Raw genomic sequence first — 19,546 nt, 5'->3', positions numbered from 1 at the left:
TTTACAAATTCGGTTGGATGAATTTAGGGGCTTTCCTCGTTAAAAAAAGATGTTTAACTCGCCCCAACTAAGAGGTTCGTAAGTTACCATCGCCATTTCTAAATCTCAAGTGCTGATTGCGAAATTTTTTGCAATCCTTAATAATGGTGTGATGAATCGAATACAGGAGTTGAAATGCCATTTTGGATTGATGCCAGACGATTGACCTGCTTGGCTGTCTCCACGGCCTTGTTGTGTGGCTGCTTACAACGCTTCCAGCCACCATACAATAATTTTCGCGATGATCATCGTGGAGTAAAATATACCTTTGCTGGTGCGACTTGGGGGGCTGCCGTTGGTGCAATCGCTGGTTCTATCGTCAGCAGCGCTGGGGCGGGGGCCATCATTGGTGGCGTATCTGGCTCGTTAGCCGCTTATCAGTTAACCCAAAAACCGCAAATCATTAAAGATTTAACGCGATGCGATATGCAATATATCAAATATGGGGATATTGAAACACTGGTCGTTCCCACTGATACCTATTTTTACTTTGACAGTCCTAGAATTAACGATCTTGCTTATCCGGGTTTGAATGCAATCGTTCGGCTACTAAAATTTTATCCTTGCACTCCCATTTATGTGGCCGGATTCACGGATGATGTAGGTTCTAGAGAACATAAACGAAAATTAACACAATCCCGTGCCGAAGCCATGATTACCTTTTTGTGGGCAAATGGAATACAAGCCTATCGGTTACATCCTGAAGGGTATGAAGATAAATATCCTGTGGGCGATAATGACTTGATTCGCGGCAGTGCTTTTAATCGCCGCTTAGAATTGCAATGGCAAGGAGCCCCGAGCACTCAAGCCAAAACCCTTGCATGCATCACTCCAACAAAACGGATGCCCTCTAAATTTGGGCGAACAAAATAGGCAACGCGTTAGATTTGTCTACAGTAAATCGTTTTGCTATCATCGCTTTTCGGCCATAACAAACGATTCTAATGCTGTCCAGGTTTATAGGTGGAATTCTTCTCATTGTAGGTACCTCGATTGGTGGCGGCATGCTAGCTTTGCCTATTGCAAACGCGGCAACGGGCTTTTGGCAATCCTCTCTGTTCTTATTCTTATGCTGGATTGTCATGACCTTGGGGGCATTTTTCATTTTAGAAGTTAATCTATACCTCCCCTCTGGAAAGAATATGGTTTCCATGGCGGCAGCAACGCTTGGCAAACCTGGTTTATTCACGGCTTGGATTAGTTATCTTTTATTACTCTACGCATTATTGTCTGCATACATTTCAGGTGGGGCGGACGTTTTAGGCGGATTATTTAAACTCATTGATATTCACATTGCCCCGTGGATATTAACGGTTCTATTCACGGCTTCATTCGGATTAGTGGTTTACAGCGGCATTCGGAAAGTTGATTTGTTTAATCGCGTTTTAATGTTTGCTAAGTTAGGCGCTTATTTTTTGCTTGTTTTTTTAATTGCTCCCTATGCAAACGTAAAAAACTTTAAAAGCGGTGAACTCCATCACATCACAAGCACCATCATGATATTAATCACGTCATTTGGTTTTGCCATCATTGTTCCAAACCTCCGTGTATACTTTAATGACGACATTAAAGCGTTAAGAAAACTGATATTGTTTGGCTCGTTAATTCCCTTATTTTGCTACATTGCTTGGGATGCCGTAATTATGGGGACTTTGCCTTCTCAGGGTGAGCAAGGCCTTGCCAGTTTAATGCAAGACCCCCATGCTACCAGTACATTAGCTCGTATGCTCTCAACCACCGTAGATAACGACATCATCAGCTCTACATTTAATTTTTTCACATCCATCTGTATGTTAACGGCATTTCTAGGCGTCTCTTTATGTTTGATCAGCTTTTTAGGAGATGGCTTGAAATTAGCTCAGAAAGGTAAAGAAGGGCTTGGTTTATTTTTATTAACTTTTTTGCCGCCATTACTCATTGTAATTTATTACCCCGGGGCGTATATTCAAGCGTTAAACTACGCAGGTTTTTTATGCGTGATATTATTATTGCTTTTACCTGCCCTGATGTCTTTTTTCGGTCGAAAGCATTTTAACCCTGGCTTTGTCGTTCCTGGTGGCAAAATTACCCAGCTTTTGGTTATAGTAAGTTCCTTTATTTTGATTCTCATGGCCATGTAACCAAGATAGGATTGACGCAATATGGGTTTTTATTGTATCATGCTGTATAATTTTTGAACTGTTGAATATCTGTGCTGAACTCTAAAACTATTGGCGGTATCCTACTTATTATTGGCACCTCAATCGGCGGGGGCATGCTTGCGCTTCCGGTTTCCACGGCAGCAACGGGCATGACCAACTCTATTTTTTTCTTATTCACCTGCTGGCTCATTATGACCGCAGGAGCGTTATTAATTTTAGAAGTAAACTTAAGACTTCCTGCTGGCAGTAATATGGTCTCCATGGCTCGTGAAACCCTTGGTTTGCCTGGCCAAATTATTGCCTGGGTTACTTATCTCTTTCTTCTTTATACTTTGCTTGCTGCTTATATCTCTGGTGGCAGTGATGTATTAAATGCGCTATTACAGAGTGCGCATCTCAATCTTCCTACATGGATTACCTCCGTGACTTACACACTTATATTCAGTTTGGTTATTTACCACGGGATTCGAGCGGTAGATTATGTGAATCGTGGACTCATGATTGGAAAACTAGGGGTCTATTTACTCTTGATAGTGATTATCAGTCCTCATGTTCATCCAGCGTCCTGGCAAGGTGGTTCGCTGTCTGCAATAACAAGCAGTTTAATGATTCTGGTCTCCTCATTTGGTTTTGCTTCCATCGTACCTAGCCTCAGAGAATATTTTAATGACGACATCCCTGCCTTACGTAAAGTCATCATCTACGGGTCACTTATTCCCTTAGTGTGTTATATCGTATGGGAAGCGGTCATTATGGGTGTTGTGGAGCGCAATGGAAGCCATGGGCTCATTGCATTGATGCAAAGTGATCATGCAACCAGCGGATTAACCCAAGCCCTAAGCGATTCACTACACAGCAGTTGGATTACTGCTTTTTTTAGTTTTTTTACTTCCATTTGCATGGTTACTGCCTTATTAGGCGTTTCTCTTGGTTTATTTGACTTTCTTGCTGATGGATTAAAACTTAAAAAAGGCGGATTTCAAGGCAAGTTAACGCTTGCCTTAACCTTTATTCCTCCACTTGTTGTGGTACTAATTAACCCAGGAATATACTTAAAAGCGTTTAACTACGCTGGTGTTTGCTGTGTGTTATTGTTGTTGTTGCTTCCAGTGGTTATGGCCTGGCGCGGAAGAAAAAAAAGTGATAATTCTCTTATTTTTATTCCTGGAGGAAATTTTGCTCTAACTGTAATCGGATGTACCGCAGCTATCTTATTAATTGTTGCTTGGCAATATGGATAAATTTCTAACGGGCTCAGCGAGTTCCTATATATGAAAACTCGACCTTTTTTAAAATGGGCGGGGAATAAATATCGCTGTCTAGATGCTATTTTAAGTGTTCTACCAAAAGCCAATAGGTTGATTGAACCCTTTGCTGGCTCAGCTGCAGTATTCCTCAATGCAAATTATAACGAATATCTTCTAGCCGAAGAAAATGGTGATTTAATTGCACTCTATACTCACCTCCAGAAAGAAGGTTCTGCATTTATAAATTATTGTAAGCAGCTATTCACCCCCGAAAATAATGAGAAAAAACGATATTACTTCTTGCGTCAACAGTTTAATGAATGCAGCGACTCTCGCCAGCGCGCAGCATTATTCTTGTACTTAAATCGTCATGGTTATAATGGGTTGTGTCGCTATAATTTAAAGGGTGTTTATAACGTTCCATTTGGACGCTACCTAAAACCTTATTTTCCGTTACAGGAAATGGAGCATTTTTTTTATAAAAGTCAGCAGGCAAGATTTATCCATCGCGATTTTCGCGACACCTTTACGCTTGCCAAACCAGGGGATATTGTGTATTGCGACCCCCCTTATGCACCTTTAAACCAAGGCAGTAATTTTACCTCTTATGTTGGAGAGCAGTTTGGGGAGTATGAGCAGATCACTCTTGCGAAACTTGCCGAGAACAGTGCTGAATTAGGGGTTACCGTTATCATTTCAAATCACGATACAGAGTTTACACGTCATCATTATCGCCACGGCGAAATCAAATCATTTCCAGTAAGGCGCTCGATAAGCTGCAAAAGCAACCAGCGGTTGAACGTAAATGAATTGTTGGCAATATTTCGCTAAACAATTGCGGTGTGACGATCTTTTAAAAAGAAGGCCACTACCATGACCATCAATAACGATAAGGGCAGGATGGACAAGGCCACCTGATAATCAATGACGGTGTAAATATGCTCACCGTTAATCATTTTACCATCCCCAAAGGTATCTAATAATTTACCAACCAACGGTTGAAAAATAACCCCCCCTAGGGTCACAATCATATTGGTCGCAGCAAACACCGTACCAGTCAACTTTGCTCCACTGTTTTCCTTAGCCATGATAAAAGCAATAATTTCCGTTGAACTGAATAGACCATATAAGAACATTAAGGCATTTAAACTAACATACGAAAGCCCAGGACAATATAAAATAATACTGATGCAAACCAATGACATCACAGCACCAACAACCAAGGATAATACTCTTCGCCCGCTTATATCAGAGATCAACCCAGCCACCGGGGCTCCAACAGCCCACCCTAAGAATAATGCGGAAATTGTTTTCGCAGCTTGGACTTTAGTTAAGTTATGGGCTTGTTCTAAATAAGTCTTACCCCAAAGCTCACCAAAAACAGACAGTGAGGTATATAAACAAGCCGCCGCAAATCCAATTAGCCAAACCTCTCCTGAAGTCAAAACCTTAACAACGTCTCTGCAAAACTCTGGCCAAGGTAAACTTTTTACTTGCCGTGCTCCAGGGCCATCACGAACGATAAAAAAGATAAATACAGAAAGTATGGCGCCAAATATAACCATAGAAAACAACACTGGCTGTAACCCAACATTAATGGCCATTTCCGTAAGTTTCACTTCACCATAAACAAGGCCAAGCATCCCTAACGTCGTAATTAAGCCCGCAACCAGTGAAAAATACTTGCGTGGCAACCAATAGGTTGCAAGCGATAAAACGCCAACAAACGCAAACGAAGATCCAAAACCAACTAAAAACCGACCACATCCTGCAATCATCATCGAAGAGGAAAAAGTAAACATAAACGAGCCAAGCGTACAGCTTAAACAGGCAAAGGTTAGTAGTCGACGCGGACCAAATCGATCCATTAATAGACCGACGGGTAATTGCATGGGCGAGTAGGCAAAATAGTAAAAAGCAGATAACTGACCAAAAGTTGATGCCGAAATATGCCCAAACGCCGCGCTCAATTCACTTTGCAAGGCGCCAGGAATGATACGTAAAAGAAATTCGTAGCAATAAAAAATTGCTCCAATCGTACAAACCAAGTAACCAAAGGATAATTTAAATCCGGTAAGTTTATTGTCTAGTATTTGCGTCTGAGGATGCATAAGTTTCTCTTAAAAACAGAGTCAGTATCGCTGCGATTAAAATCCCAAGAGGAATAATAGACATGGCAAACCGATAATCGTCAGCCGTATAAAATTGGTTCATTTTATCTAGGAGCAACCCTTCGGTTGGAACGGATATCATATGTTGATGTGAGCTCCAATCCAATAATGCGCCAACTAAAGGTTGCAAGAACATGGCGCCAATCATAACAATCATATTGGTCATGGCAATAGCCGTTCCTGCCGCTTCTTTTGCGCTTAATTCTCTTCCAACTGCAAACACAATCGCCTGAGCACTATATAAAATTCCAAGTAATAACATCAAAAAATACAAAGTATAGTAGTTAATGTTTGGCATATAGATTATTAGCATCATAATCAAAGCAGCGCCACTTGCACCAATCATCATGGGTGGTTTTCGTCGATGCAGTCTATCCGATATATACCCCATAAGAGGTGCTCCAATTGTAAATCCTAAAAATAACAGCGAGTTTGCAAAATGGGCTTCCGTTTCTGACATACCATACGCGTGTCGTAAATAAGGAATCCCCCATAGTTCAGCGAATACGGTGGTAGGTAAATAGACAAGACAACCATAAAACCCATTTATCCAAATCTGACCATTTTTAGCGATATTCCCAAGATCAATCATATTCTTTTTAAAGCTGTCTAGGGTCTCTCTTTTTTGGGTTTTACGTTTATTATCCTTTATTCCAAACCACAACACGATCGTCAAACCTAAACCAAAGAATCCTGTGATATAAACCGTAGGTTGCCAACCAAAATTAAATACCATAGCTCCCAAAATATTATCACCAATCATTGCGCCAATTGTACCCAATGCGGCCGCCATGCCAGCTACCATGGCAAGTTTATCTTCAGGAAGCCATATTGTTGCTAATTTTAACACTCCTACGAACGCAAAAGAAGAGCCTAGACCAACTAAAAAACGTCCAGAAGCGGCAACACTGAATACTGTAGTGCCTGCAAACAAAAAGGTTCCAAATACGCATAATAGGCACGCTAGCGTCAATAAACGACGAGGACCATAACGATCCATTAAAACACCAACCGGTAATTGCATTGGAACGTAGGCGTAATAATAAAACGCCGATAAAAATCCAAAGCCACTGGCAGACAAGTTAAAATGGTTCCTAAGCTGGGGTTCCATCACGCTGGGTGCGATGCGCAAAAAATATTCATACGCATAATAAATGGCACCAAGCGTGCATATCAGCCATGCGATGATGTGATAATTTTTATTCTTATTGCTAGACAAAACATTCTCCTTAACTGATTGGGTTAAGTATACGTTTTAATTTGACACTATAAGACGTCTTTACGGCTAACACCACTTGCAATGGCGGCATTAGCAACAGCCTGGGATACTCGTTCGCGAAGACGGGGATCAATAGGCTTCGGAATAATATAATTTGGGCCAAATTCCCAGTCCTTAACGCCAGGATAATTCTCTTTTACCTCTTCAGGAACAGGTTCATGAACCAGTTGGCGTATCGCTTCAACCGCTGCAATTTGCATCGCCTGATTGATACGTGTTGCACGAACATCCAACGCGCCCCGGAAAATATAGGGAAAACATAGAACGTTATTCACCTGGTTGGGATAATCACTACGTCCCGTTGCAATAATCAAGTCATCGCATATTTTCAAAGCCAGTTCAGGTCGAATTTCTGGGTTTGGGTTCGACAGAGCAAAAATCACAGGTTTAGGGGCCATTAATTTCAACAAATCAGCATTCAAAAGATCTGGCTTGGCTACCCCAATAAAAACGTCTGCATCAACCAAGGCGTCCGCTAATGTACGTCGATCGGTGGCGCGAGCAAAAGCATATTTATAGGCATTCAAATCATCCCTGCCTGTGTGAATCACCCCTTTGCTGTCTAACAGAAGCATTTTATTTTTATCGGCGCCTAGCGCCACCAGCAAGCGCATAGAAGCAATGCCTGCAGCACCGGCACCAATACAAACGATTCTTACCTCAGAAAGCGATTTATTTTGTAGTTCTAACGCATTTAAAAGGCCTGCTGCCACTACAATTGCTGTACCGTGCTGATCATCATGAAACACAGGAATGTTCACTTGTTCAGTCAATGCTTGCTCAATTTCAAAACATTCAGGCGCTTTAATATCTTCTAAATTGATGCCGCCAAACGTTGGAGCAATATTGCGCGCTGTTGAAATAAATTCCTGAGAATCTTCGGCTTGTATTTCAATATCAAATACATCAATGCCAGCAAAGCGTTTAAACAATACGGCTTTCCCTTCCATCACGGGCTTACTTGCTAAAGGACCCACATTGCCAAGCCCTAATACTGCTGTACCATTTGTCATAACAGCGATCAAGTTGCCTTTGGAAGTAAAACGATAGGCATTCTCTTGATTCTCGGCGATCGCTAATACAGGCTCAGCAACTCCCGGGGTATAAGCCAAGGATAAGTCATCCTGAGAATTTGTTGATTTCGTTATACGTACTTCGAGTTTGCCGGGGACGGGAAACTCATGGTAATCAAGTGCTCGCTTGGTTAATACATCTTTATCCAACTCATTACTCTCTATAATTTTAGAATTGCAGAAGTTGGGAAATTATATCATATTCTCAAAATCTCACTCTGATTTCTGATACCATGAAATATATCTGCAAAAAAAAGGCGCATCACAAATGCGCCCGGTTTCATTCATTTAACTATCTAAATGAATTTATCGCAATCAAATTATTCCTTTTCTTGCGCATTGCTTCCACGTGTCTTATATCGATCACGGAACTTCTGCACACGGCCTCCAGTATCAACCAGTTTTTGCTTACCGGTATAAAAAGGATGGCACTGAGCACAGACTTCAATGCTTAAATCATGACATAAGGTGGAGCGTGTTTCAAATGTACTGCCACAGCTGCAGGTCACATGGATGGTCTCGTACTCAGGATGAATTGAAGCTTTCATATTACCACTCTCTTAAAATTCCAAAACGGGCATCGCCACCTGATCATTTGCCAGGCACCATGCTCTAAAATAAAAATGACGTGCAACAATATCAGATTTAATCTATTAAATCAATCGAGATCAAGATTTACCCATATCGGAGCATGGTCTGATGGGCGTTCATTTTTTCTGGGAAGAATGTCTATTTCACAAGCTGTGCTGCGACTTTGTAGTTCGTTACTGAGGAGGATGTGATCAATTCGTAATCCGCGATTACGGCGAAATCCAGCCTGACGATAATCCCACCAACTGAATGCCTGCTCGTTGGGATGGAGGACTCGAAAACTATCATTTAATCCAAGGCCCATAATCCTTGCTAACGCTTCGCGTTCAGGAGGGCTAACCAACACAGAACCTTCCCATGCTTTGGGATCATGCACATCTTTATCTTCAGGAGCAATGTTAAAGTCGCCAACCACTGCCAAAGCAGGGTACTTAGCTAATTCTTCTTTTAGAAATTCTGTCACTTGCTCCAACCAATGAAGCTTATAAGCATATTTTTCTGAACCCACTTCACTGCCATTAGGCACATATAAGTTAATCAAACGTAAGCCACTAATGGATGCGGTTAGGATACGTCGTTGCGGGTCATCCAAATGAGGAATATCCATCATAACTGCTTCCATTGGGTGACGACTAATGATCGCCACGCCATTGTACGTTTTTTGACCTGAGTAAACGACATGGTATCCAAGGTCTGTAAATCGCCCTACTGGAAAATTTTCATCCAGTAATTTAGTTTCCTGAACGGCTAAAATATCGATATTAGAGACACTCAACCAGTTTACGACTTGTTCTAACCGTACTTTTAAAGAATTTACATTCCAGCTCGCTAGTTTAAGCACACCAGTCTCCTTTGTATTCAATTAATAAGGGAGCATGATCTGAAAAACGTTCTTCTTTGTATATCTCGCTACCAACAATATGCTCTGCAATGTTAGGCGTGACAACCTGATAATCAATTCGCCATCCAACATTTTTGGCCCAGGCCTGGCCTCTATTTGACCACCAGGTGTATTGCTCTTCCTGCTGGTTATGAATGCGAAAAGCATCCACAAATCCTAAAGCACTAAATAATTCATCCATCCAAGCCCGCTCTTCTGGCAAAAAGCCAGAATTTTTTCGATTTCCTCGCCAATTTTTAAGATCTATTTCTTTATGAGCAATGTTGTAATCCCCACAAATGATGAGCTCACGCCCTTGTTCTTTTAACGTTCTGAAATGGTTTTTAAAAAAATCTAGACATTCGTATTTTACAGCTTGCCGCAAATCTCCACTGGTTCCTGAAGGCAGGTAGAGTGATATAATGCTTAATCCAGGATAATCGAACTGAAGATATCTTCCTTCGGAATCACATGTCTCAAAGCCCGTGCCTTTAATAATCTGTAGGGGCTTTTGACGTGCATACAATGCCACACCACTGTATCCTTTTTTTTCTGCATCGAAATAATCGCAATAATAACCCTCAGGAAAAAAAAGTGATTCAGGCGTTAGTTGTTCGACTTGTGCTTTTGTCTCTTGAATGCACACAACGTCTGCTTGCTGCTTGGCCAACCAATCATAAAAACCCTTTCGAGCGGCAGAACGGATGCCATTGGCATTAAAGCTAATTACTTTCACAACATTCACCTAACGTATTTTTAAAGCAACTTTGGCTACGCGCTCCCCTAAGTGTTTAGCCAATGAAATTTCATCTTCCGTAACCGGTTTATCATTATTCACACCTGCAACATGCGTAACGCCATAAGGTGTACCGCCTGACTCGGTCACGTTCAAGGACTGTTCAGTATAAGGAAGACCAACCATTATCATCCCTTGATGCAATAGGGGTAGCATCATCGTAATTAATGTGGTTTCCTGGCCTCCATGCATCGATGCAGAAGAAGAAAACACACATGCAGGTTTGTCGACTAAATCGCCTGATAACCATAAAGCGCTTGTAGTATCAAGAAAATACTTCATGGGGGATGCCATATTACCAAAACGCGTAGGACTTCCTAAGGCAAGACCTGCACAATATTGTAAATCTTCTAGGGTCACATAAGGTGCACCACTATCAGGAATTGGTTTATCTACCGCTTCAATCGTAGTCGACACTGGAGGAACGGTACGAATCCTCGCTTCGATTCCATCCACGCGTTCAACCCCACGTGCTATATATTGGGCAAGTTTCGCGACCGACCCACTGCGGGAATAATATAATACAAGTATATATGGTTTTGCCATAAAATTGCTCTTTCTCATAGAAAAGTGATGATGATAGTCAATCAAAGAAGAAATTAATAGAGTTACTTTCTATCTCTTCAGGTGGAATGGGTATGTATAAAAAAAGCGATGGTGAAAATCCTTAAGCTTCAGCTAGAATGAGGATATACATATCATAAACTTTGGCAAGGCATGAATAATAGGGACTTAATTCATTATTTAAAACGTAAATTTTTTGAAGCAAAGCACTTCGTCGTTTTTGTTGTTAATCACTTTATAGAGGATGATTGTACCTATCGCGCTTCGGCATTAACCTTTACAAGTCTTTTGGCGGTTGTGCCGTTAATGTCAGTTAGTTTTTCTATTTTGTCGATGTTTCCGGTATTTGATAATTTAAGAGAGCCTATCCAGGATTTTATCTTTGAAAATTTTGTTCCAGCAACCGGGAAAGCGATTCAGGAATATCTTTTAATTTTTACTAAACAAGTATCTAAGCTTTCAATGATTGGGGTGGTATTTTTAATTATCAGCGCTCTTTTAGTCATGTATACCATAGAACGTTCGATGAATAAAATTTGGCGAGTAAGTTCCGCTCGCCGAGGATCTTCAGCGTTTTTGCTTTACTGGGGAATTTTATCATTAGGTCCTTTTCTTCTTGGATTAAGTGTCGCTGCGAGCTCTTATATATTTTCCATGCCGTTTACTAGGCAATACCACGCTCCCATTGTGCTCATAGTACTCCTTCCTTCCATTCTTTCCCTGATCGGGTTTACTTTTCTATACGTTGTCGTTCCTAATTGCCGTGTTCAAGTGATGCATGGATTTTCTGGGGCGTTGGTGGCGACCCTCTTATTTGAATCAGCCAAAAAAGGATTTGCCTATTATTTATCACAGTACAATACCTATGAATTACTGTATGGCGCCTTTGCCATCATTCCTATCTTTTTTGTTTGGGTCTACTGGGTGTGGTTAATTACGCTGATAGGTGCTGAAATCAGTTATGCCTTAGCAGTCAATTATGAACGTCGTAAAGGAACACCTGTAGATGGCTTTTCTCAAGCGTTATTATGGCTCCATCAATTGTGGCTAGCGCAACGTGAAGGCAAAAGTGTCACCCTTGATGCGTTGATTAATACTAGCAAGCATCCTTTTGCTGTGGATGTTGGTGATATGGTCGCCAAATTTATTGAACTCAAATTAATCAAAACAACGGAAGATGGCAATTATATTTTAAGCAGGGACTTAGACCATTTAACCTTATATGAATTAATCCAACTTCTGCCCTATCGATTGCCCAATACCGAAGAAATCGTGAAGCGTGATTCACTGCTGGAAAAACATTGGCATCATCTTATTGCAGGGGCAGATAAAGATCTTAAACAGAACCTTGATATTAGCTTAAATCAACTGTTTAAAAAAAGTTTAGTCGTTAACGAATAAAATAGGCGCTATCAAGGTTTACTGATTTAATTAGGTATGGTTTTGCTTTTTTTGTCGCTTGGATGGCCCGGAAACTCAATCCAGGATGATCATGGCATGATCACTCCTGGGTTACGATACTGTTTTCTCTCAATTTACAAGATATAACGCGCTAAGTCTTCATCAGCTACCAGCTTTCCTAAATGCTGATTGACATACGCTTCATCAATCATTACAGAATCCCCTGAACGATCTGTTGCTTCAAAGGAAATGACTTCAAGAAGCCGTTCCATAACCGTATATAACCTACGAGCGCCAATATTTTCAGTCCGTTCGTTTACTTCCCATGAAACTTCCGCAACACGCCGAATTCCTGATTCATTAAAGGATAGCGTTAAACCTTCAGTGTCCATTAATGCAATATATTGCTCTGTTAATGACGCATCAGGTTCGGTTAAGATTCGAACGAAATCCTCTACACTTAAGGCCTCTAATTCAACGCGGATGGGTAAGCGACCTTGTAATTCAGCAATTAAATCTGAAGGCTTGGACACATGAAATGCACCAGACGCAATAAATAAAATATGATCCGATTTAATCATGCCATATTTTGTTGATACCGTCGTTCCTTCCACCAAAGGGAGCAAGTCGCGCTGGACCCCTTCACGAGAGACATCGCCTCCATGGTCGGGCCGCTTGGCTACTTTATCGATTTCATCGATGAACACAATGCCATTTTGTTCCACGTTTTCAATGGCGCGAGCCTTTATATCTTCTTCGTTGATTAACTTGGCTGCTTCTTCTTCCGCGAGCATTTTCATGGCTTTACCAATAGGTAATTTGCGCGTTTTCGTGCGACCCGTGCCGACTTGCTGAAACATGGATTGCAATTGATTCGTCATCTCTTCCATACCAGGAGGCGCCATAATTTCTACACCGACGGGTGAGGCGGCTACATCGATTTCAATTTCAGTCTCATCAAGTTTTCCTTCACGCAGATGCTTACGGAAGGTTTGACGAGTAGTCGATTCTTTTTCATCTTTATTGCTACCTCTCGCGGTAGGCAATAGTGCATCTAAGACTCGCTCTTCAGCCGCATCTTCAGCTAAGGTTTGGACCTTCTTCATAGCCAATTCGCGTTCTTGTTTCACAGCAAAATCAGCTAGATCACGAATAATCGAATCCACGTCACGGCCAACATAGCCAATTTCTGTAAATTTCGTCGCTTCAACCTTAATAAAAGGTGCTTCGGCTAAACGAGCTAAGCGTCTGGCAATTTCTGTTTTGCCAACGCCCGTTGGCCCAATCATTAATATGTTTTTAGGCATGATCTCACTTCGTAAAGCAGGATCCTTAATTTGCATACGACGCCAGCGATTACGAAGCGCAATAGCTACGGCTCGCTTGGCCTCATCTTGGCCAATAATGTGACGATCCAGTTCTTCTACAATCTCCCTGGGTGTCATCATTGATTTTCTGTTGGTCATGAAATTACTCACTGTCTAATTCTTCGATAGATATATTGTGGTTGGTATATATACAAATTTCGCCGGCGATTGTTAATCCTTTTTCAACGATTTCTTTTGCCGACAATTTTGTATTTTCTAATAAAGCTCGAGCAGCAGCCTGAGCAAAAGGGCCGCCTGAACCGATTGCCATTAAATCGTTTTCTGGTTCTATCACATCCCCATTTCCAGTAATGATCAACGAAGCTTTACTGTCGGCAACCACCAGCAGGGCCTCCAGACGACGCAACATTTTATCCGTGCGCCAATCTTTTGCTAATTCTACAGCAGCACGAACCAGGTGACCTTGATGTTTTTCAAGCTTACTCTCAAACCGCTCAAACAACGTGAATGCATCGGCAGTGCCGCCAGCAAAACCAGCGATCACTTTATCTTTATAAAGGCGGCGAACTTTGCGAGCATTACCTTTCATCACCGTATTGCCCAAAGAAACCTGGCCATCTCCGCCAATAACTACTTTTCCACCCCGTCTTACCGACAAAATAGTCGTGCCACGAAATTGTTCCAAAATTTGCCCTCACAACATTCAAAATAGATTAAATGGGGTCAGCTGTATAAAAATCAAGGTTTGATAGAGTTTATTCTCTTTTTTTAATATGCTACAAAAACCTAACGTTCCAATAACCAATCATCGGGGTTAGAATTCTGTGAACGATTTAAATAATCGAGCATCGTTTCAAGGCTTGATACTTACCATTCTAATCATGATGGTGGTCTCACCTATAGCTTGTTCTGAAATCATCGATTCATTAAAGCTTAAAAACGCGCTCATCAAGTACGCTATTCCAAAATATGATTTTAAAGTCGTTCATATCTATCCGCATGACACACAAAGTTTTACTCAAGGCTTACTTTTTGATGAAGACAAGCTTTACGAAAGCCAGGGAATATATGGTCACTCCAAGATCAGCATCAAGGCCTTTCCAACAATGAAGCCTATAAGGCAGCTTAACATCCCTTCGGATTGCTTTAGTGAAGGTATTGCGATTATCAAAAACAATCTTTATCTCCTTACTTATCGTGAACATGAAGGATTTGTGTTTGATAAATCAATGTTAACTTTAAAAGAAAGCTTTCAATTTAACGGTGAAGGATGGGGACTTACTTCGGCAAATAATCAACTGATTATGAGTAATGGCTCGGGAATTCTGACTTATCTATCATCCACGACCTTTAAGCCATTAAAACAAGTAGCCGTTAAAATTCAAGATAAACTCCTTTCTGGATTAAACGAGCTCGAATATGCAAATGATAAAATCTACGCTAATGTTTTACCAACTTCCATTATCCTCATAGTTTCGCCATTATCCGGTCAGGTTGAAAGCTGGCTTGATATTGAATCATTAAAGCCCACGCAAGATTGTCCTTTAAATATTTGTGTTGCTAATGGTATAGCGTACAATCCGAGGCATCAGTCCTTTCTTGTGACGGGAAAGTATTGGCCATCTTTATATGAAATAAAAATTACTTAGAGACAGCGTCTTGAACCCGGCATTGCTTGCAAAGCCCCTTTAATTCAATCACATCTTGTCGTAGTTTGAAGGCATGGGCCTCAGTGAGTGTTAAGACAAGGGCTTGTAATGTTGGATCGTGCATTTCAGTTACTTGCCGGCAATGATCGCAGACCATCAGTACTTCAGAAACCAACTGCTTGTCAGGTTCACAACATAAGGTATAACTTTGAATGGACTCGATTTTGTGAACCACCCCTTGAGAAAGAAAAAAATCCAAGGCTCGGTAAATGGAGGGTGGCTTTGCATTAGGCTTAGATTTTAAAAGCTGTTCTAACACATCATAAGCCTTCATCGGCTTTTCAGCCTGCCAGAGAATAAAAAGTACTTCACGGCGTAAGGAAGTAAGTTTTAAACCGAGCGTTGAAGAAAACTGAGCAAACGATACAGAAGAAATCATGGATTACTAATGAAAGAGATACCATTTGGCAACGGTTTAATGTTTAAATAGTCTGCGATGCTTTGACCAATATCCGCAAAGGTATCACGCCGACCAATGAATCGACTGCTCACTTCGGGGCCAAAAACTAATACAGGAATATGTTCACGAGTATGATCCGATCCAGGCATGGTGGGATCACAACCATGATCTGCTGCAATAACCACGATGTCATTTGGTTTTAAAAGCGCTTCAAGCTCGGGAAGCCGTGCATCAAATTCTTCTAAGGCATGTGCGTATCCAGGGATATCGCGACGATGTCCGTACGAAGAGTCAAAGTCAACAAAGTTAGCAAACACTAAACTGCCTTCAGGCGCGTTTCGCATGGCATTTAAGGTTGCATCAAACAAAGCCATATTGCCATGCGCTTTAATAGTTTGGGTCACGCCTTGATGAGCATAGATATCGGCCACTTTGCCAATGGCAATCACTTCTCTACCGGCTTCTTTCAAATAATCTAACAGGGTTGGATGAGGCGGTGGTGTTGCGTAATCCTTACGGTTTCCAGTTCGAACAAATGATCCTGGCTCACCTGTGAAAGGTCTTGCAATAACTCGACCTACTTGATACGCATCTACTAATTTACGCGCGATTTCGCAAACATGATATAACCGCTCTAAACCAAAATGCTCTTCATGCGCTGCGATTTGAAATACGCTATCAGCAGAGGTATATACGATGGGCTTACCGGTGTTAATATGCTCTTCACCTAATTCTTTAATAATTTCAGTTCCAGAAGCATGTTTCAAACCAAGCACGCCTGGAAGATGCGCTTCTTTTATCAGATCTTCAATTAATTCTGAAGGAAAGCAAGGAATCGTCTCTGGGAAATATCCCCATTCAAATAATACGGGCACACCAGCCAGTTCCCAGTGGCCACTCGGCGTATCTTTACCAAGACTTTGTTCAACGGCATAGCCAAAATAACCTTCTGGCTCTGGTAACTGCGCTAAGTCATAACGTTTTACACCAGTACTTGCCATGGCAGCATGATAAAGCCCTAATCGAGCTAAATTAGGAAGAGCTAATGAACCTTGCCTCAAACCCTCTTTATCACTTTTGCCTTCTTCACATGTTTGATAAATATGCCCAAAGGTATCAGCGCCTTCATCACCGTATTGATCTGCATCATGACTTGCGCCGATGCCAAACGAATCCATTAATAAAATACATACTCGTGAAGCACTCATGCGCTTTTATCCTTGTTGAACTGGCTGGCAATGGGTTTCTTTCAATTTAAATAATGCGACAAACGCAAGAATTAATCCGAATGGAATGAGTAAGGCCGCCGTTTGATAGTCACCAAACGAGTATACCGGCGCACCATTAACCATTTGCATTTCGCCATGCCACATCAAAATTCGGCTAAAGACGTTCTGATAAACAATATATCCTCCTTGAGCCAAAATAGAAATAAGACTTAAGGCGGTCGCTGTCATAGCCGGAGGGCTGCTTTCTGCAACAAGAGCATAGCTTATCACTTGTGCTGCGGTAAAAAATCCTAATAAGAAAAATAAAACCGCCATTAAGCTCACCGAAACGGGGAGGTATAAAATGGCTACAATGGTTATCAAAGAGGCAACAACGCCGCATTTCATGGGCATAACGCGTCGACCAATCTTATCTGAAACCCAACCAATGAGGGGACCACCTAAAATTGCGCCTAAAAACAACATTGAATTCACCATGGCTGCTTGTTCTTTACCAACGCCTAAACGTTGCATCAGATATAAAGACCCCATCATGGCCCCAAACACAGCCACTGCCATATTCATTAAGCTGGTGTATAACGCGGCACGTAACGTCTGCATATTAAAGAATGCGCTTTTAGCAGACGCCATCATACTTTGCGGCAAGGCAACACGTTCATTGTAGTGAATTGGCTTATCTTTTATTCCAAACATCATGAACAACAATAAAACCAACCCTAACCATCCAACGTAAACTAAAGATTCACGCCAACCATGATGCATCACTAATAACGTTAAAGGATATTGTGAAATCATGCCACCAGTCATAGCGATGGTTACGACAACGCCAGTCACCATGGCCATCCGCTGTGACGGAAACCATCGCGAAGCAATACGCATAGGCCCTAGAAAACAAAAAGCGCTGCCAATACCCGTTATGAAGCGACAAAACAAAGCCACGTATAAAGAATGAGAGGATGCCAGTAAAAAAGTACTCAACACACATAAAATCATCGCCACGATAATGGTTTTTTTGGCTGAAAAACGATCCAGTAAGATCCCAGCTACAAACAGGAACAGAACGTTTGAGACATAATAAATGCTGGACAAATAAGCCATCTTGTCGGCCTGAATATGAAAATCTCGCATAATCTCGTCTGCAATGGAGGCAAACATATTACCTTGGATAAATTCATAAAAGAAAAACAATGACGCGGAAAAACAAACCAGCCAAGGCAAAAAAGCCTTTTTGATTTGATGGAATTGATTGTAATCCTCAATCATTTGCTGCATAACGATTCCTCACTTGTAAGGTTTGCAGTAGGTTTCTCGCGTAAACAAAATCGCAACCAATGCAATTAAGGTTGCGATAGGGAACATCCACATGGCATATTGAAAATCAGCTAACGTATAAAGATGGGAGGTTGCATGATGCTTCATTAAGCTGCCAAATAAGACCTGACCAACGCCACCACCGCCCATGATAATCACAGAAGCGATTCCAGTTGCTGCTCCAGTATTCGCAGAGTCGTTACTTTCTGCAATCAGAGGGTATGAGATAATTTGTGTGCTTGTAAAAAATCCTAAAGCAAAAAATAAAATACTTAGTTTTTCCAAGGAAAAAGACATCCCTAAGAATAAGGGAAGTACCGTAATGAGTGTAGCGATTGCTCCAAGTATCATTAAAGGCTTACGCTGCCCCATCGTATCAGATAGCCAACCAACCACCGGACATCCAATGATGCTTCCTATAAAAATCATGCTGACTACGTTACTAGCCACCATGGGAGACAAATGATGTACGACATGCAAATAGCTAACGCCCCACAACGCACAAAGTACCATAATGGGAAGGTTAAGACAGGAGGTATAAAGACCAGCCAACCAATTTTGCGGGTTTACTAAGGATTTTAAAAAATTTGGTGATGCAGTATGTTCAGAAGAAACGGTTTGATGAGTTACATGGTCATATGGGTGATCTTTAACAAAGAATAAGATCCACAGAAATAACAGTGCGCCTAAGCCTCCATCAATTAACAAGGAGTCTCGCCACCCAAATTGCTCATTTAAATAAGCCAGAGGGGTATGGGCCATCATGCCCCCGATAAACGCCATGGTCACCAAACACCCAATCACCAGAGCTTGACGTCTGGGTGGAAACCAGCGAGAGACAAGAACCACACAGGATAAAAAGCAAAATGCGTTCCCGATTCCTGATAAAAAATGATAAAAAGAAGCCATGACGAAGGAGCCGGTTAATGCGAACCCAACCGTGCCGAATACGCAGACAAACATCGCACTCAAAATAACCTTACGCGTGGAAAAGCGATCGAGAATAATGCCCGCAGGAAGTAGAAATAGGATATCTGCCCATAGATAGGTACTGGACATCCAACTTAGTTGTACTGCATCGATATGAAATGATTCCCGCAACGGTTGGTTAATCACGTCAAAGAGATTAAGCTGGAAAAACTCGTAGAAGAAAAATAAACCGGCTGAAAGACAAACCAGCCAAGCCATCCAATCACCACGCGGCAGTGGAACGCGTGAATCAACTGCTAACGAATCTGACAAAACCACTCCATAAAGAGGACTATAAAGTGGCGCAAATTATAACAAAAATTCCTGAGGATTGGTATCCTTTTTGTGCAATTTTTTTGCAGCAGGCGAGATTGTAGTTTACGTGCTTTCAAAATTTTTTTCTTTTTTTGCTATAGTT

19 protein-coding genes are annotated in these 19,546 nt (G+C 41.4%); 6 read left to right on the top strand and 13 right to left on the bottom strand.

Features of this window, described 5'->3' with window-relative positions; genetic code table 11:
• Positions 1-174: 174 nt before the first annotated feature.
• The 4 genes from cmpA (at position 175) to E1O47_RS09440 (ending at position 4,258) form a co-directional block, all read left to right on the top strand.
• Complete coding sequence (cmpA, locus tag E1O47_RS09455; RefSeq protein WP_133131011.1) at positions 175-912, top strand: C-OmpA-like family protein CmpA; 738 nt, start codon at positions 175-177, stop codon at positions 910-912.
• A 71-nt stretch (positions 913-983) separates the two neighbouring features.
• Complete coding sequence (locus E1O47_RS09450; protein WP_133131010.1) at positions 984-2,159, top strand: amino acid permease; 1,176 nt, start codon at positions 984-986, stop codon at positions 2,157-2,159.
• A gap of 71 nt (positions 2,160-2,230) precedes the next feature.
• Positions 2,231-3,421, top strand: coding sequence for an amino acid permease (locus E1O47_RS09445; RefSeq protein ID WP_133131009.1), 1,191 nt, complete (start codon positions 2,231-2,233; stop codon positions 3,419-3,421).
• Positions 3,422-3,451: 30 nt separating this feature from the next.
• Complete coding sequence (locus E1O47_RS09440) at positions 3,452-4,258, top strand: Dam family site-specific DNA-(adenine-N6)-methyltransferase (protein WP_133131008.1); 807 nt, start codon at positions 3,452-3,454, stop codon at positions 4,256-4,258.
• Here E1O47_RS09440 and E1O47_RS09435 read toward each other — a convergent pair.
• The 7 genes from E1O47_RS09435 to wrbA form a co-directional block, all read right to left on the bottom strand.
• Positions 4,255-5,538 carry an MFS transporter gene (locus E1O47_RS09435; RefSeq protein ID WP_133131007.1) on the bottom strand — a complete coding sequence of 428 codons (1,284 nt, stop codon included), beginning with the start codon at positions 5,536-5,538 and terminating at the stop codon, positions 4,255-4,257. The genes E1O47_RS09440 and E1O47_RS09435 overlap by 4 nt on opposite strands.
• Positions 5,507-6,817, bottom strand: coding sequence for an MFS transporter (locus E1O47_RS09430; protein WP_165475093.1), 1,311 nt, complete (start codon positions 6,815-6,817; stop codon positions 5,507-5,509). The genes E1O47_RS09435 and E1O47_RS09430 overlap by 32 nt, the downstream gene beginning before the upstream one ends.
• Before the next feature lie 47 nt (positions 6,818-6,864).
• Positions 6,865-8,100, bottom strand: coding sequence for a malic enzyme-like NAD(P)-binding protein (locus E1O47_RS09425; RefSeq protein WP_133131006.1), 1,236 nt, complete (start codon positions 8,098-8,100; stop codon positions 6,865-6,867).
• 170 nt (positions 8,101-8,270) lie between these two features.
• Complete coding sequence (rpmE, locus tag E1O47_RS09420) at positions 8,271-8,498, bottom strand: 50S ribosomal protein L31 (RefSeq protein WP_133131005.1); 228 nt, start codon at positions 8,496-8,498, stop codon at positions 8,271-8,273.
• Between the two features lie 110 nt (positions 8,499-8,608).
• The gene (gene xth, locus E1O47_RS09415) at positions 8,609-9,382 is read right to left on the bottom strand and encodes an exodeoxyribonuclease III (RefSeq protein ID WP_133131004.1); all 774 of its coding nucleotides are present in this window, start codon (positions 9,380-9,382) and stop codon (positions 8,609-8,611) included.
• Complete coding sequence (locus E1O47_RS09410) at positions 9,375-10,157, bottom strand: exodeoxyribonuclease III (protein ID WP_133131003.1); 783 nt, start codon at positions 10,155-10,157, stop codon at positions 9,375-9,377. Before E1O47_RS09410 ends, xth begins: the two co-directional genes overlap by 8 nt.
• Positions 10,158-10,166: 9 nt before the next feature.
• Positions 10,167-10,763, bottom strand: coding sequence for an NAD(P)H:quinone oxidoreductase (gene wrbA, locus E1O47_RS09405; protein ID WP_133131002.1), 597 nt, complete (start codon positions 10,761-10,763; stop codon positions 10,167-10,169).
• A 171-nt stretch (positions 10,764-10,934) separates the two neighbouring features.
• Here wrbA and E1O47_RS09400 point away from each other — a divergent pair, with 171 nt between their 5' ends.
• The gene (locus E1O47_RS09400; protein ID WP_133131001.1) at positions 10,935-12,182 is read left to right on the top strand and encodes a YihY family inner membrane protein; all 1,248 of its coding nucleotides are present in this window, start codon (positions 10,935-10,937) and stop codon (positions 12,180-12,182) included.
• A 134-nt stretch (positions 12,183-12,316) separates the two neighbouring features.
• Here E1O47_RS09400 and hslU read toward each other — a convergent pair whose 3' ends face one another.
• Complete coding sequence (hslU, locus tag E1O47_RS09395; RefSeq protein ID WP_242602091.1) at positions 12,317-13,648, bottom strand: ATP-dependent protease ATPase subunit HslU; 1,332 nt, start codon at positions 13,646-13,648, stop codon at positions 12,317-12,319.
• Positions 13,649-13,652: 4 nt separating this feature from the next.
• Positions 13,653-14,195 (bottom strand): ATP-dependent protease subunit HslV, encoded by a 543-nt coding sequence (gene hslV, locus E1O47_RS09390; RefSeq protein WP_133131000.1) that lies wholly within the window; start codon positions 14,193-14,195, stop codon positions 13,653-13,655.
• 139 nt (positions 14,196-14,334) lie between these two features.
• Here hslV and E1O47_RS09385 point away from each other — a divergent pair, with 139 nt between their 5' ends.
• Positions 14,335-15,159, top strand: a complete 825-nt coding sequence (locus E1O47_RS09385) for a glutaminyl-peptide cyclotransferase (RefSeq protein ID WP_133130999.1) — start codon at positions 14,335-14,337, stop codon at positions 15,157-15,159.
• On the opposite strand, the gene E1O47_RS09380 is transcribed toward E1O47_RS09385, so the two are convergent.
• From E1O47_RS09380 to E1O47_RS09365, 4 genes are read right to left on the bottom strand one after another with little or no spacing between them, the layout of a single operon-like run.
• Positions 15,152-15,598 (bottom strand): transcriptional repressor, encoded by a 447-nt coding sequence (locus tag E1O47_RS09380; RefSeq protein WP_133130998.1) that lies wholly within the window; start codon positions 15,596-15,598, stop codon positions 15,152-15,154. The two genes, E1O47_RS09385 and E1O47_RS09380, sit on opposite strands and share 8 nt — an antisense overlap.
• On the bottom strand, positions 15,595-16,827 hold the full coding sequence (locus tag E1O47_RS09375; protein ID WP_133130997.1) for a phosphopentomutase: 1,233 nt from the start codon (positions 16,825-16,827) through the stop codon (positions 15,595-15,597). Before E1O47_RS09375 ends, E1O47_RS09380 begins: the two co-directional genes overlap by 4 nt.
• Positions 16,828-16,833: 6 nt before the next feature.
• Positions 16,834-18,111 (bottom strand): MFS transporter, encoded by a 1,278-nt coding sequence (locus E1O47_RS09370; protein WP_133131024.1) that lies wholly within the window; start codon positions 18,109-18,111, stop codon positions 16,834-16,836.
• A gap of 18 nt (positions 18,112-18,129) precedes the next feature.
• Positions 18,130-19,401, bottom strand: coding sequence for an MFS transporter (locus E1O47_RS09365; RefSeq protein ID WP_165475091.1), 1,272 nt, complete (start codon positions 19,399-19,401; stop codon positions 18,130-18,132).
• Positions 19,402-19,546 lie beyond the last annotated feature (145 nt).

It is taken from the genome of Legionella yabuuchiae, assembly GCF_900640115.1.
GTDB lineage: Bacteria > Pseudomonadota > Gammaproteobacteria > Legionellales > Legionellaceae > Legionella_A > Legionella_A yabuuchiae.
The sequence above is the reverse complement of the archived record's forward strand: the minus strand, read 5'-3'. Positions and strand labels throughout refer to the sequence as shown.

Bases quoted from the DNA above. Each gene is read 5' to 3' on its own strand.
- cmpA (WP_133131011.1), top strand. From the start codon at position 175: ATGCCATTTTGGATTGATGCCAGACGATTGACCTGCTTGGCTGTCTCC.
- E1O47_RS09450 (WP_133131010.1), top strand. From the start codon at position 984: ATGCTGTCCAGGTTTATAGGTGGAATTCTTCTCATTGTAGGTACCTCG.
- E1O47_RS09440 (WP_133131008.1), top strand. From the start codon at position 3,452: ATGAAAACTCGACCTTTTTTAAAATGGGCGGGGAATAAATATCGCTGT.
- E1O47_RS09435 (WP_133131007.1), bottom strand. From the start codon at position 5,538: ATGCATCCTCAGACGCAAATACTAGACAATAAACTTACCGGATTTAAA.
- rpmE (WP_133131005.1), bottom strand. From the start codon at position 8,498: ATGAAAGCTTCAATTCATCCTGAGTACGAGACCATCCATGTGACCTGC.
- wrbA (WP_133131002.1), bottom strand. From the start codon at position 10,763: ATGGCAAAACCATATATACTTGTATTATATTATTCCCGCAGTGGGTCG.
- E1O47_RS09400 (WP_133131001.1), top strand. From the start codon at position 10,935: ATGAATAATAGGGACTTAATTCATTATTTAAAACGTAAATTTTTTGAA.
- hslU (WP_242602091.1), bottom strand. From the start codon at position 13,648: ATGACCAACAGAAAATCAATGATGACACCCAGGGAGATTGTAGAAGAA.
- E1O47_RS09380 (WP_133130998.1), bottom strand. From the start codon at position 15,598: ATGATTTCTTCTGTATCGTTTGCTCAGTTTTCTTCAACGCTCGGTTTA.
- E1O47_RS09375 (WP_133130997.1), bottom strand. From the start codon at position 16,827: ATGAGTGCTTCACGAGTATGTATTTTATTAATGGATTCGTTTGGCATC.
- E1O47_RS09370 (WP_133131024.1), bottom strand. From the start codon at position 18,111: ATGATTGAGGATTACAATCAATTCCATCAAATCAAAAAGGCTTTTTTG.